This is a genomic window from Photobacterium sp. GJ3, assembly GCF_018199995.1.
Classification (GTDB): Bacteria; Pseudomonadota; Gammaproteobacteria; order Enterobacterales; family Vibrionaceae; genus Photobacterium.
This window is the reverse complement of the sequence record NZ_CP073578.1, coordinates 1,491,610-1,504,937: the sequence shown is the minus strand read 5'-3', so window position 1 is coordinate 1,504,937 and position 13,328 is coordinate 1,491,610. Positions and strand designations below refer to the sequence as shown.

The window sequence follows — 13,328 nt, the reverse complement described above, 5'->3', positions numbered from 1 at the left end:
CACATTAAAACTGCAAGTAAAAAACTTGAATCAAACCCGGAGATATATGTTAACTTTCAAAAGCTTAAGAAAGATTGCACCGAACATCACTTTTGATGAATTGCTAAGTGAAACCATGTCAAAGCAAGTGAAATGAACAGGGTTAATTTTTCAAAAAAAATATTCAGCACCGCAAAAACGTCCATAATAAAAAAAGCGGGTTTAAACCCGCTTTTTGTTTATTCAGGATGAAAGCTCAATGAAAATTACGTGAATAAAAATATTAGCACTCAGAGATTGCATTTTTAATTCGCTTATCAGAAACCGGATAAGGTGTGCCTAATTGCTGCGCAAAAAAGCTGACCCGTAATTCTTCAATCATCCAGCGAATCTCCTTCACTTTCTCCGGAACAGGCTGGCCTTTTGGAATTTTGTTCAGCAATTCCTGATAGTCTTTCGTTACTGACTCCACCTTCAATATATGCATCCGGTCTTTGTTCGGATCAATCGGCAGCTTTTCCATTCTTCGCTCAATCGCTTTCATGTAACGCAGAATGTCCGGCAAACGTCGCCAGCCACACTCGGTCGCAAATCCCTTGAAGATCAGACCTTCAATTTGCGCTTTGATATCCGACAACGCAAAAGCCATCGACAAATCAACCTTACCTTTCAGCTTTTTGTTGATTGAAAAAGCCGTGGTCAGAATCGCTTCGACTTGCTTGGCGATCTCAACCACCGTATCTCCCAGCTCCGCTCTGATGTGCTCTTTCAGGGCTTCAAAACCTTCAGCATCCCATGCCAGGCCGCCTTTTTGCTCAATCAGCTTATCAACACCGCAGGCAATACAGTCATCAATCAAGTCCATCACCCGGCCGTAGGGATTAAAGTACAGTCCAAGTTTTGACTTGTTCGGCAGATTGGCGTGCAGGTATTTGATCGGCGAAGGGACATTCAAAAGCACCAGCCGGCGTTGCCCCTGCTTCATCACAGACTGTTGCTCTTCTTCGGTTTCAAACAACTTGATCCCGACTGCGTCTTTCTGATCCACAATGGCCGGATACGCCTTCACTTCAAAGCCGCCCCGCTTCTGCTGATACCGCTCAGGCAACGCGCCGAAGCTCCAGGTCGTCAGTCCGCTCTGCTCAATATCGTCATCAGCAACCTTAGACAAGGTTTCCTGTACTTTCTCTTTCAGGCTGTCTTTCAGCGCATATAAATCTTTGCTTTCACGAAGCTTACGATTACGGTGATCCACCGCGCGGAACGTGATTTTCAGGTGTTCGGGAACCTGTTCCAGATTCCAGTCTTCCCGCAATACGGTCGCACCAGTCATCCGTTTCAGTTCTTTTTCCAGTGCATCCAGCAAAGGAACCGACATCGCCTGTACACGTGCCAGGACAGCATCAGCATAATTCGGTGCTGGCACAAAGTTACGTCGTAACGTTTTAGGCAATGACTTGATCAGTGCGACCACCAATTCATGACGCAGGCCTGGGATCTGCCAGTCAAACCCATCCGGCTCCACCTGATTCAGGACAGGCAGCGGCAGGTGAACTGTCACGCCGTCGTTATCTTCTCCCGGTTCAAACTGATAACTCAGTTTGAGTTTCAGGCTGCCCTGATGCCAGAAGTTCGGATAATCCAGCTCAGTGATATGACTGGCATCGCCCCGGAACAGCATCTCCCGTTCAAAGTTCAGCAGCTCTTTGTCTTTGCGGGACGCTTCTTTCCACCAGGTATCAAAATGACGACCGGAGACTACGGTATGATCAACCCGCTGATCATAAAACTCATACAGGGCGTCATCATCGATCAGGATATCCCGCCGACGGGATTTATGTTCCAGTTCCTCGACTTCACGCAGTAACTGACGGTTCTGGTGGAAGAACTTGTGCTTGGTTTCCCAGTCACCTTCCACCAGCGCAGAACGAATGAAAATCTCCCGGCTAATCACGGGATCAATTTTGCCGTAATTCACCTTACGCTTCGGGACAATCGGAATCCCGTATAGCGTGACTTTTTCAAATGCCTGAACGGCGGCCTGTTTCTTCTCCCAGTGCGGTTCACTGTAACTGCGTTTGATCAGATGCTGCGCCAACGGTTCAACCCATTCCGGCTGGATTTTAGCTGCAATCCGGCCCCAGAGTTTAGACGTCTCGACCAGCTCCGCCACCATGACCCATTTCGGCTGCTTTTTGAAAATGCCAGAGCCCGGAAAAATATGGAAACGGGCATTCCGCGCGCCCTGATAGTCATTTTTTTCCTGATCTTTCTGACCAATATGCGACAGCATGCCCGCCAGTAGTGCGGTATGCACCGACTGATAGCTGGCTGGTTCATCGTTATGCCGCAGTTTCAGTTCGCGGACCACCTGATGAACCTGGAAGTAAATATCCTGCCACTCGCGCACCCGGAGATAGTTCAGATAATCGCTCTTACACTGTTTGCGGAACTGATTGCCCGACAGTGCTTTCTGCTGTTCTTTGATGTAATCCCACAGGTTCACAAAAGTGAGAAAGTCGGACTCTTTATCATAAAAACGGCGGTGTTTTTCATCAGATGCCTGCTGCTTCTCCATCGGACGCTCACGTGGGTCCTGAATCGACAGCGCCGACGCAATAATCATGACTTCCTGCAAAGCACCCTGTTTCGGCGCTTCAAGCACCATCCGGGCCAACCGCGGATCAATCGGCAGCTTCGCCAGCTGGCGTCCGATTTCGGTCAGGCGTTTCCGCGGGTCTTTGGCTTTATCGTTGATGGCACCCAACTCTTCCAGCAGGCGAACACCATCCTGAATATTGCGGTTATCCGGCGGCTCAACAAATGGGAAGGCCTGAATATCACCCAAGCCAATCGCCGTCATCTGCAGGATGACGGAGGCCAGATTGGTGCGCAGAATTTCCGGGTCGGTAAATTCAGGACGCGACAGAAAATCGTCTTCCGAGTACAGACGGATACAGATCCCGGCCTCAACCCGGCCACAACGACCTTTCCGCTGATTTGCACTAGCCTGGGAAACAGGCTCAATCGGCAGGCGCTGAACCTTGGTCCGATAGCTGTAACGACTGATCCGCGCCGTGCCCGGGTCGATCACATATTTAATCCCCGGCACAGTCAGCGAGGTTTCCGCCACGTTGGTCGCCAGCACGATGCGACGGCCACTGTGCGACTGGAACACCCGGTTCTGCTCACTGGCAGATAGGCGTGCGTACAGCGGGACAATTTCCGTGTGTTTCAGATTACGTTTGTTCAATGCATCGGCGGTATCGCGAATTTCACGTTCACCGTTCATGAAGATCAGGATGTCGCCCATCCCTTCGTCACACAATTCATCGACGGCATCAAAAATGGCCTGAAGCTGGTCTCGCTCTGAATCGTCGCTGTCATCTACCATCGGACGATAGCGCACTTCAACCGGATAAGTCCGGCCGGACACTTCAATGATCGGCGCATTGTTAAAATGCTTGGAAAAACGCTCCGGGTCGATAGTTGCCGACGTAATGATCACTTTCAAATCCGGGCGTTTCGGCAGCAGATTCTTCAGATATCCCAGAATGAAATCGATATTCAGACTGCGCTCATGCGCTTCATCGATAATGATGGTGTCATATTGATTCAGAAATTTGTCATTCTGAATTTCGGCCAGCAGAATACCGTCGGTCATCAGCTTGACCTGGGTTTTGTCAGACACCTGATCGTTAAACCGGACTTTATAACCGACGGTTGCGCCCAGCTCACAGTTCAGCTCTTCTGCAATCCGGTTCGCAACCGAACGGGCAGCCAGCCGTCGTGGCTGTGTATGGCCAATGGTTCCCGTCGTGCCTAGGCCCAGTTCCAGACAAATTTTAGGCAGCTGAGTTGTTTTACCCGAACCCGTTTCACCGGCGACAATCACCACCTGATGATTGCGGATCGCTTCGGCAATATCATCTTTCTTCTGGCTAACTGGCAGCAGTTCCGGGTAATGAATAGCCGGACAGCTCTTGCGGCGCGTTTCAACGGCCTGCATCGATCGGGCAATCTCCATTGCAATCTCATCAAATACGGCATGACGAGCCTGCTCGTTCTGAATCTTCGCCGCACCCTGCACCCGTTTGTGCAGTCGGAAACGATCACGGATCAAGCAATCCTGAATCGCGGCTTTTAATGTTTTTTCACTGTTACGAACGTCGGTTCGCTCAGATTGAGGCGTTGTAGACTGAGTCAAGTGAATTCCTGCTTGTATCAGTAGGTTGCTCTGGCCATGAGGTAGAAAACGAGCCGGAGCACGATCATCATAAAACTGGCGCAATTCTAACACAGACTTTCCGGTTCAACAGAACCCAGCCAAGTGCAAACTTCAACAATCTCTTGCAATTTGGGTTTTGCCCCTGCAATGATACAGTCATGAGTTATTGAAAAGGAAACGGCTATGTTCCAGCAATTACGTATTCTCTTTCGCCAAATCATGAATGATGGCAGTGAAGACGGCGCTGTCGATACCCCCGCGCTGCATCTGGCCATCGCCTCGCTGCTGTGTGAGGTTGCCAATGCCGATCACAGCCGGGATCCCAGTGAAGAAACCGCAAAAGTACACTGGCTGATGAAATTGCTGGAAGTCGATGATGTTCAGGCCCGGACCTTGCTGCACGATGCTCAGACCCGCAGCGAGCAATCGGTCTCCGTTTATGAATTCACCAGTAAATTGCGGGCGCTCTCACCTGAAGAACGCTATCAGCTCATTGAAGCTATGTGGCAGGTTGCATTTTCAGATGGCGTACTCGACCCGCTGGAAGAAGCGGTCATTCGTCAGGTTGCCGAGTTGATTTATGTGGATCATGCAACCTTCATTAAAGCGAAGTTATCCGCACAGGCCGGCGCTTCAGAGTAATACCTCAGCCGTATCAGTCATTCGCACTGCACAAGACGGAAAACGGGTGATTTCAGCGTTTATTTCTGCCAATCACCCTATTCTTAGCGTCAATCACCAGAAATCCACCGAAACAAGTTTAATCCACCAATTGTCAACCACAATCAAAATTTATTCTCTATTGTTATTCGATTCTTAGAATATTCCTCGATATGTTCAACAAAAGTTGAGAATGTTGATCTTTTTAACAATATTTTTGAATTTTCTCTTTGAATATAAAGGTTGATAGGACTACGATGTCCCACTCATAACAAGAAATGCCACAATTTCAGCCAAAAACAGAGTCTATTGCATGAAAGACGATAAAAGACCCCTATATATCCCCTACGCCGGACCGGCCCTGCTTGAAACTCCACTCCTGAACAAAGGAAGCGCGTTCTCTGTCGAAGAGAGAATGTTCTTTAACCTAGAAGGCCTTTTACCCGAAGCGATTGAAACCATTGAAGAACAGACGGAGCGTGCTTACCAGCAATACCTGAAGTTTGATAACGATATGGACAAACATATCTATCTGCGGAACATTCAGGATACCAATGAGACCCTGTTTTATCGTCTGGTTGAAAACCATATCACGGAAATGATGCCAGTCATCTATACGCCGACTGTTGGCGCAGCCTGTGAGAACTTCTCCAATATTTACCGTCGTGGCCGTGGTCTGTTTATCTCTTATCCGAACCGTGACCGCATTGAAGATATGCTGAACAATGCGTCCCGTCAAAACGTCAAAGTGATTGTGGTGACGGACGGTGAGCGAATTCTGGGTCTGGGCGACCAAGGCATTGGCGGTATGGGTATTCCTATCGGAAAGCTGTCGCTGTACACCGCCTGTGGGGGGATCAGCCCGGCCTATACGCTTCCGGTTGTTCTGGATGTGGGTACCAATAACCCGCAACGTCTGTCTGACCCGATGTACATGGGCTGGCGTCATACCCGGATCACTGGTAAAGAATATGAAGATTTCGTGGATGAGTTCATTCAGGCCGTGAAACACCGCTGGCCGGATGCCCTGATCCAGTTCGAAGACTTTGCACAGAAAAACGCCATGCCATTACTGGAGCGTTACAAAGACAAAGTCTGCTGCTTCAATGATGACATTCAGGGCACTGCCGCAGTGACGGTCGGCTCTCTGCTGGCTGCATGTAAAGCGGCAGGCAGCAAACTGTCTGAACAGCGTGTGACTTTCCTGGGCGCTGGCTCTGCCGGTTGCGGCATTGCAGAAGCAATCATTGCACAGATGGTTTCTGAAGGCATTTCAGAGAAACAGGCACGCTGCCAGGTCTTCATGGTGGATCGCTGGGGTCTGCTGCTGGATGACATGCCAAATCTGGTGAATTTCCAGAAAAAACTGGTTCAGACCCGTCAGAGCATCAGCGAGTGGGAAACCGATGACAACAATATCTCTCTGCTGGATGTGATGCGCAATGCCAAGCCAACCATTCTGATTGGTGTTTCTGGCGTACCGGGCCTGTTCAGTGAAGAAGTGATCCGCGAAATGCACGCCCACTGTGAGCGTCCAATCATCTTCCCGCTGTCCAACCCAACCAGTCGTGTTGAAGCCATGCCGGCAGATCTGATTCGCTGGACGGACGGTCAGGCACTGGTTGCGACGGGATCACCCTTCGAGCCTGTGGTTTACAACGGCAAGACTTACCCGATTGCACAGTGTAACAACAGCTACATCTTCCCAGGCATTGGTCTGGGCGTGCTCGCTGTCGGTGCCCGCCGGGTGACCGATGAAATGCTGATGGAAAGCAGTCGTGCACTGGCAGAATGTTCTCCACTGGCCATTCACGGCCGTGGCGCCCTGTTGCCACCACTGGAAGATATCCAGAACGTTTCCCGCCATATCGCATTTGCCGTGGCGAAGAAAGCGGTTGAGCAACGCAAAGCGACGAAAAATACCGATGAGCGTATCCGGGAAAAGATTGAAGCGAACTTCTGGGAATCCGGTTACCGCCGATACAAACGGACTTCGTTCTGATCCGCTGGTCTCACACCTGAACAAACCCGCCGCCAGTGGCGGGTTTTTTATTTCCGCAACCTGCGCAAATACCAACCAAAAATGATCACAAGTATGACCTGATTTTTACACAACATTATCAACGAATTAGGTTACACTTATCCGAGTCAACGAGGTCATTTATATATTTTGGAACCCTATGAAGCTGCGCTCTTTTCTGCGTTATGCCGCCATTTTTCTCATTCTTTTATGTGGTGTTTCCCTGATTCTGGATCGTTGGGTGGCTGCATCCACGTCTGATCGTATTTACACCCAAATCGAACAGGTGCCAGCCCGCACCGTGGGCTTAGTGCTGGGCACCAGCAAATATATTGCCCACAATCTGAACCCTTACTATAACTTCCGCATGGATGCCGCCGTTGAACTGTACCGCGAGAAAAAAATCCAGATTCTGCTCCTGAGCGGTGACAACGCGCACCGTTCCTACAATGAGCCCTGGACCATGAAGCGGGATCTGCTGAAAGCCAATATTCCGGATGAAGTGATTGTTCTGGACTACGCCGGATTCCGAACACTGGACTCCGTGATGCGCGCCCGGGATGTCTTCGAAGCCAACAGCCTCACCATCATTACCCAGCGCTTTCACTGCGAGCGGGCGCTCTTTATTGCGGAGCATAAACAGATTGATGCCATTTGTCTGGCCGTGCCTGCGCCGCATGGGGTTGCCGGATTTAAAATCAGATTACGGGAAGTGCTGGCACGCGTAAAAGCCTGGCTCGATCTGTACGTGCTGGACGAACAACCGCGATTCCCCGGCCCCAAAGAACCGATATTCACGCCACCGCCTCAGCCAGAAACTACGCCCCCCAGCCCGTTGAATTCCTGATGTTTACATTCTAAACGGGCATGCCTGAGCTCATCCGACTCAGCACAGGATGACCCGTTTCAACGTTGATCCGGTTCAGCAATGGGTGGATTCCCACACATTCAAAAAACACCACCTCACAAAAGCAATCACTTCTTGCCGTGCAGGCCACAAACGCGTTAACAACCGTTAAAAAAAATGCAACATTTCAGCCTGACAACACTGTGAAGGGTTTCCGAACACAGTGTCAACACACCCAAAATAACAACAGTCAATCTGAAGGAACCTCTATGACAGCCTTAGCACTCACACTGAAACAGTGGCTGTTTGACCGGAACAGCCTGATACTGCTTGCAGATATCGCACTCTTCTTCGTTCTGCTCAACACGCTGCCCGTTGAGAAGGAAGTTGCCACCGGTCTCAGTATTCTTGCTTTCGTTGCCGTTCTCTGGCTAACCGAAGCCGTTCACGTCAGCATCACGGCCCTGCTGGTCCCGCTCTTAGCCGTTGGGTTTGGTGTATTCAAAACCAACGTTGCGCTGAGCAATTTCGCAAACCCGATTATTTTCCTGTTTTTAGGCGGTTTTGCCCTGGCTGCTGCACTCCGCACCCAAGCGCTGGATAAGGCCATCGCCGACAAAGTCTTACTGATGGCGAAAGGGAAAATGTCCGTCGCCGTCTTTATGCTGTTCGGCGTAACAGCTGGACTCTCGATGTGGATCAGTAATACCGCGACTGCCGCCATGATGCTGCCTCTGGTGCTGGGTGTTCTGGCCAAAGTCGATGCCAAAGATCAGCGCAACACTTATGTCTTTGTTCTGCTGGGCGTCGCCTACAGCGCCAGCATCGGTGGGATCGCGACGCTGGTCGGCAGCCCGCCAAACGCCATCGCTGCTGCAGAGGCAGGTATCAGTTTTACTGGCTGGATGAAGTTTGGTCTGCCCATTACGATTGTCTTGTTGCCACTGGCTGCAGCCGTGCTGTACTTCCTGCTGAAGCCGAACCTGAACCATACCTTCGAACTGAATCATCAGCCTGTTGAGTGGACGAACGGTAGAAAAATCACACTGGTCATCTTTGCCATTACTGTCTGTCTGTGGATTTTCAGCAAGCCGATCAACGCGATGCTGGGCGGTCTGAGTAGTTTTGACACGCTGGTGGCCCTGTTTGCCATTGCGCTGCTGGGTGCATCCCGCGTGGTTGACTGGAAACAAATCGAGAAAACAACCGACTGGGGCGTTCTGCTGCTGTTTGGTGGCGGTATCTGTCTGAGCAACGTTCTGAAAGACACGGGTACCAGCGTCTTTCTGGCGAACAGCCTGAGTGGCTTCCTGGATCAGGCTGGCCTGCTGTTCACAATTCTGGTCATTGCAGCCTTTGTGGTCTTCCTGACTGAATTTGCGAGTAATACAGCCAGTGCTGCATTGCTGGTGCCTGTTTTCGCATCCGTTGCAGAAGCACTGGGCGTCTCACCTGTGATTCTGTCGGTGCTGATCGGTGTGGCTGCATCCTGTGCCTTCATGTTACCGGTTGCGACACCGCCGAATGCCATCATGTTTGGCTCAGGGCATATCAAGCAGAGTGAAATGATGCGCGCCGGAATCTACCTGAATCTGGTTGCGATAGTGCTGCTGACCATCATTGCATATCTGTTCTGGTAACGGTTCCGGTAACGGTTCAGGAACAATCAAGAACACTATTCCCTGATAATAATAACAATATACCGAAGATCCTGTGGCCCGGCGGCCAATCGATTCTGCATCGTGGCTACAGTGTCTCAGGTATAGTAATACCCATATCTTTTATTCCCGGCGGTCACCTCGGCCGCCTTTTTTTATTCCGTTCGCGTCCACGCCAAATCTCTTGCACCCTGCCTGAGCCTTTACGCCCCTGCGAAATCAGCGTGCTGACGCCCATTTTCAAACGCATGTCTGAATTCTTCAATCACACTGACAATCTCCGCCGCCTCGTCGTTGCATGGCCTTGAGCGCTTGAAGTAAGATGAAGAACTGAATAGAAACTTTTTCAACGATTTTCCTGCATTTTTCTGCAGAGAAGACAACGGATTCACAAAAGGCGAATCCTTCAGCCTGCCACAGACAATAAAGAGAATCGCTATGTACCACGCTGAAATTACTGGCTGGGGTAAATGCCTTCCCCCTGCAATTCTGACCAATGATGAACTCAGCCAGTTTGTCGAAACCACCGATGAATGGATCCAAACCCGTACCGGAATTCAGGAACGTCGGATCAGTCATGTCAACACATCCCAGATGGCTGAAGTCGCCGGTGCCCATGCGCTGGCCGCCGCCGGACTCACCGGTCAAGATATGGATCTGGTGATTATCGCTTCCTGCTCGCCAGACACCCTGCTGCCAAATATTGCATCAAAAGTTGCACTTGAACTGGGTGCAACCGGCGCGGCAGCCTTCGATATCAACGCTGCCTGTACTGGCTTTTTATATAGTCTTGAAACAGCCACCCGTCTGATTCAGGTCGGTAACTACCGCCATGCGCTGGTCATTGGGGCCGAGCGCCTGTCCTGGCTGATTGACTGGAGCAAACGTGATACGGCTGTTTTGTTTGGTGACGGTGCAGGTGCAGTCGTCATCAGCCGGACCGAAGAGAATACCGGTCTTCAGGAATCTCAGCTGGGTTGTGATGCCGAAGGACGGGATGTGCTGGCCATTCCTGACTTTGGGACGTCCATGGATCGGTTTGATCCCGACCCGGGCCATTTCACCTTCAATTTCGTTGGCCGTGAAATCTTCCGCCGCGCCGTACGCGGCATGGGCTCAGCCGCCAGCACGGTTCTTGACCGTGCAGGACTGAGTAAAGATGAGATTGATGTCGTCATTCCCCATCAAGCCAACAAGCGTATTATTGAAGCGCTCTGCGATCACACAGGCATTCCGCTGGAGAAGGCCTTTATCAATATCCAGCAATACGGCAACACGTCGGCTGCAACCGTGCCGATTGCGCTGTGTGAAGCGGTCGAACAGGGTTTCATCAAACCGGGCAATACCATTCTCTCGGCGGCATTCGGTGCCGGTTTGACCTGGGGAGCCAGCATTATCAAGTGGGGACAGCGAGTCACACCAATAGGGACTTCTGACGCTTGCTTACCGCCATGCGACCAATCCGCGCGCGAAATCATGCAGAATGCGATTGATCACTGTACCGGCGTGAAATAGTTTTTCGCCGCCATGGATCCAAAAAGCCACTGATGACAGTGGCTTTTTTCATGCTTCTCGAACCTGATTTACCGGCGCTGTGTGCGTTTGCCGCGCCCCTGATGGATCTTCATCTGCTTTTTCATCCGCCGCTTATCCGCAGAACGCCCTTTCGGGGCATGTTCAGGCGGAGCGATGGCCGGATCCGGTTCATAACCCGCCAGCCATTCCTGAGGCAATCGTGTATCAAGCAAGGTCTCAATCGCTTTTAATGCCCATTCTTCGTCCAGACTCATCAGCGAAACTGCCAGCCCTTCACTGCCGGCACGACCTGTCCGGCCAATCCGGTGGACATAATCTTCTGCCTGATAAGGCAGGTCAAAATTAACCACCTGAGACAACTGCTCAATATCGAGTCCCCTCGCGGCGACATCTGTCGCAATCAAGGCCCGGACTTTACCGGCTTTAAAATCATCCAGCGCCCGCTGGCGTGCGCCCTGGCTTTTATCGCCATGAATCGATACGGCCTGAATGCCATCGAGCTTGAGCTCTTTCACCAGCGCATCTGAGCCCTGCTTGGTTTTGGTAAACACCAGTACTTGCTGCCAGTTCCGGGAGCCGATCAGATAAGCCAGCAGTTCAGCTTTCCGGTGCTTGTCCACCGGATAAACGATTTGTTTCACCGTCTCTGCCGTTGTATTGGCTGGCGTCACCTCAATGACTTCAGGTTCATGCATCATTTTATAGGCCAGCGCTTTCACGGCCTGTGAAAACGTAGCCGAGAACAGCAAGGTCTGACGAGACGCCTTCAAGCGTCTCAGAATCCGCTGAATTTCAACCTGAAACCCCATATCCAGCATTCGGTCGGCTTCATCAAACACCAGATACTCCACTTGACTGAGATCGACATTCCCCATGTGGGCATGATCCAGTAAGCGGCCTGGTGTCGCGACGACAATCTCAGGGAATGCGCGAAGCGCTTTGGTTTGCAGATTGATGCTGGTGCCGCCATAAACGGCAACGGAAGTCACCGGCAGTGACGCACAATAGGTTGTCAGATTATCCTGCACCTGCTGCGCCAGTTCTCGGGTGGGTGTCAGAATCAGTGCCCGGATGGGCGCGCCTTGACGACTCTCCTGCGACCGCTCCGGCGCAGGTTTGGTCAGCAGGTGCTGAATCAATGGCAAACCGAATGCGGCGGTTTTTCCTGTTCCCGTTTGCGCGGCGGCCAGAACATCCTGCCCCTTCAAAGCAACGGGAATCGCCAGTTGCTGTACAGGCGTTGGTTCTGAAAAACCCAGTCTGTCGACGACAGAAAGAATGTCTGCCTGTAGCCCTAACCCGGAAAATGCCATGTTGTTGTTACCTGAATACGAAAAAGCAGGGATTTTAGCCCCTGCTGCTTCATGTTGCCAATGAAATGGCGATGGATGCTTAAACTTTTTCGATATTCAGAAACGCCGCGCCGCGAACGCCTCCCGCATCGCCGTGTTTGGCTTTGATGATCTTCGGCGCACGGGCTACAGAGAGTAAATGTTTTGGCAAGCGTTTCGGCAGTTCTTCATACAAGAGAGCGAAGTTCGAGAGTCCACCGCCCAGCACAATCACGTGCGGATCCAGCCCGGTCAGCAGGTTTCCAAGGCAGATAGCGAGCAGTTCAACAAAGCGCTCCACATGCGCCACGGCTTTGGCTTCACCCTGCTGATAGCGCTGGATAACCTCAATCGCTGGTACTTTCTCGCCGTAATAATGCGCATAAAGCTGTTCGAAGCCACGACCAGACAGATAATTATCGATACAACCCCGATTGTCACAGCCACACTGGAACAACGGTGCTTTCTCACCAAGGTGAAACCAGGCATCAATCGGCAAGCGAGTATGGCCCAGCTCCCCTGCGACATGGTTTTTGCCGGAGAAAACTTTGCCTCCGAAAACCAAACCACCACCGAAACCTGTCCCCAGAATCAATCCAAGCACAGAAGGCTCATCACGCAGGGCTTCATCCCAGGCTTCAGACAGTGCAAAACAGTTGGCATCGTTATCAATGCTCACGGCGCGTCCAAGGCGGTTTTCCAGATCCCGGCGTAAAAAGCGGCCTTTCGCAGCCGGGATGTTTGAAGTCAGCACACTGCCATCTTCCGCATCTTCCATGCCGGGAATCCCGATACCGATTTTGCCTTCGCAGCCGAAAGTCTGATCCGCTTGCTGAATCAGGTCCACCAGCGTTTCGATTAACGCGTCATAATCATCACCCGGTGTCGGGACACGTTCGGTCGCCACGCGTTGCAGTTGTTCGTCAAAAGCACCAAATTCAATTTTGGTTCCACCGACATCGAAGCCGTAATACATCGTTCTCTCCATTATTTTACGCTGCGAAAATTATCCATCGTTCAGGATATACAGACTGTGACCTGAGCCTTATTTAGCAAGTCATCAGTCAGC

The 13,328-nt window shown here is 51.2% G+C and carries 8 protein-coding genes; 5 read left to right on the top strand and 3 right to left on the bottom strand.

The genetic code is table 11. The features are described 5' to 3' along the window. Positions 1-262 precede the first annotated feature (262 nt). Entirely contained in the window at positions 263-4,186 is a 3,924-nt protein-coding gene (gene hrpA, locus KDD30_RS06715; RefSeq protein WP_211648513.1) for an ATP-dependent RNA helicase HrpA, read from the bottom strand. Positions 4,187-4,390: 204 nt separating this feature from the next. On the opposite strand from hrpA, the gene KDD30_RS06710 reads away from it, so the two are divergent. The 5 genes from KDD30_RS06710 (at position 4,391) to KDD30_RS06690 (ending at position 10,907) form a co-directional block, all read left to right on the top strand. Next, positions 4,391-4,849 carry a TerB family tellurite resistance protein gene (locus KDD30_RS06710; RefSeq protein WP_211648511.1) on the top strand — a complete coding sequence of 153 codons (459 nt, stop codon included), beginning with the start codon at positions 4,391-4,393 and terminating at the stop codon, positions 4,847-4,849. A 331-nt stretch (positions 4,850-5,180) separates the two neighbouring features. Then, positions 5,181-6,869 carry an NAD-dependent malic enzyme gene (locus KDD30_RS06705; RefSeq protein ID WP_211648509.1) on the top strand — a complete coding sequence of 563 codons (1,689 nt, stop codon included), beginning with the start codon at positions 5,181-5,183 and terminating at the stop codon, positions 6,867-6,869. Between the two features lie 178 nt (positions 6,870-7,047). After that, positions 7,048-7,734: a vancomycin high temperature exclusion protein gene (locus KDD30_RS06700; protein ID WP_211648507.1), complete on the top strand. Its 687-nt coding sequence runs from the start codon at positions 7,048-7,050 to the stop codon at positions 7,732-7,734. 269 nt (positions 7,735-8,003) lie between these two features. Beyond that, positions 8,004-9,374 (top strand): DASS family sodium-coupled anion symporter, encoded by a 1,371-nt coding sequence (locus KDD30_RS06695; protein WP_211648498.1) that lies wholly within the window; start codon positions 8,004-8,006, stop codon positions 9,372-9,374. Positions 9,375-9,824: 450 nt separating this feature from the next. Further along, positions 9,825-10,907 (top strand): ketoacyl-ACP synthase III, encoded by a 1,083-nt coding sequence (locus KDD30_RS06690; protein WP_211649655.1) that lies wholly within the window; start codon positions 9,825-9,827, stop codon positions 10,905-10,907. 68 nt (positions 10,908-10,975) lie between these two features. On the opposite strand, the gene KDD30_RS06685 is transcribed toward KDD30_RS06690, so the two are convergent. Further along, positions 10,976-12,241, bottom strand: coding sequence for a DEAD/DEAH box helicase (locus KDD30_RS06685; protein ID WP_211648489.1), 1,266 nt, complete (start codon positions 12,239-12,241; stop codon positions 10,976-10,978). A 79-nt stretch (positions 12,242-12,320) separates the two neighbouring features. Then, complete coding sequence (nagK, locus tag KDD30_RS06680; protein WP_211648482.1) at positions 12,321-13,235, bottom strand: N-acetylglucosamine kinase; 915 nt, start codon at positions 13,233-13,235, stop codon at positions 12,321-12,323. Positions 13,236-13,328: the final 93 nt, after the last annotated feature.

Bases quoted from the DNA above. Each gene is read 5' to 3' on its own strand.
- KDD30_RS06710 (WP_211648511.1), top strand. From the start codon at position 4,391: ATGTTCCAGCAATTACGTATTCTCTTTCGCCAAATCATGAATGATGGC.
- KDD30_RS06705 (WP_211648509.1), top strand. From the start codon at position 5,181: ATGAAAGACGATAAAAGACCCCTATATATCCCCTACGCCGGACCGGCC.
- KDD30_RS06700 (WP_211648507.1), top strand. From the start codon at position 7,048: ATGAAGCTGCGCTCTTTTCTGCGTTATGCCGCCATTTTTCTCATTCTT.
- KDD30_RS06695 (WP_211648498.1), top strand. From the start codon at position 8,004: ATGACAGCCTTAGCACTCACACTGAAACAGTGGCTGTTTGACCGGAAC.
- KDD30_RS06685 (WP_211648489.1), bottom strand. From the start codon at position 12,241: ATGGCATTTTCCGGGTTAGGGCTACAGGCAGACATTCTTTCTGTCGTC.
- nagK (WP_211648482.1), bottom strand. From the start codon at position 13,235: ATGTATTACGGCTTCGATGTCGGTGGAACCAAAATTGAATTTGGTGCT.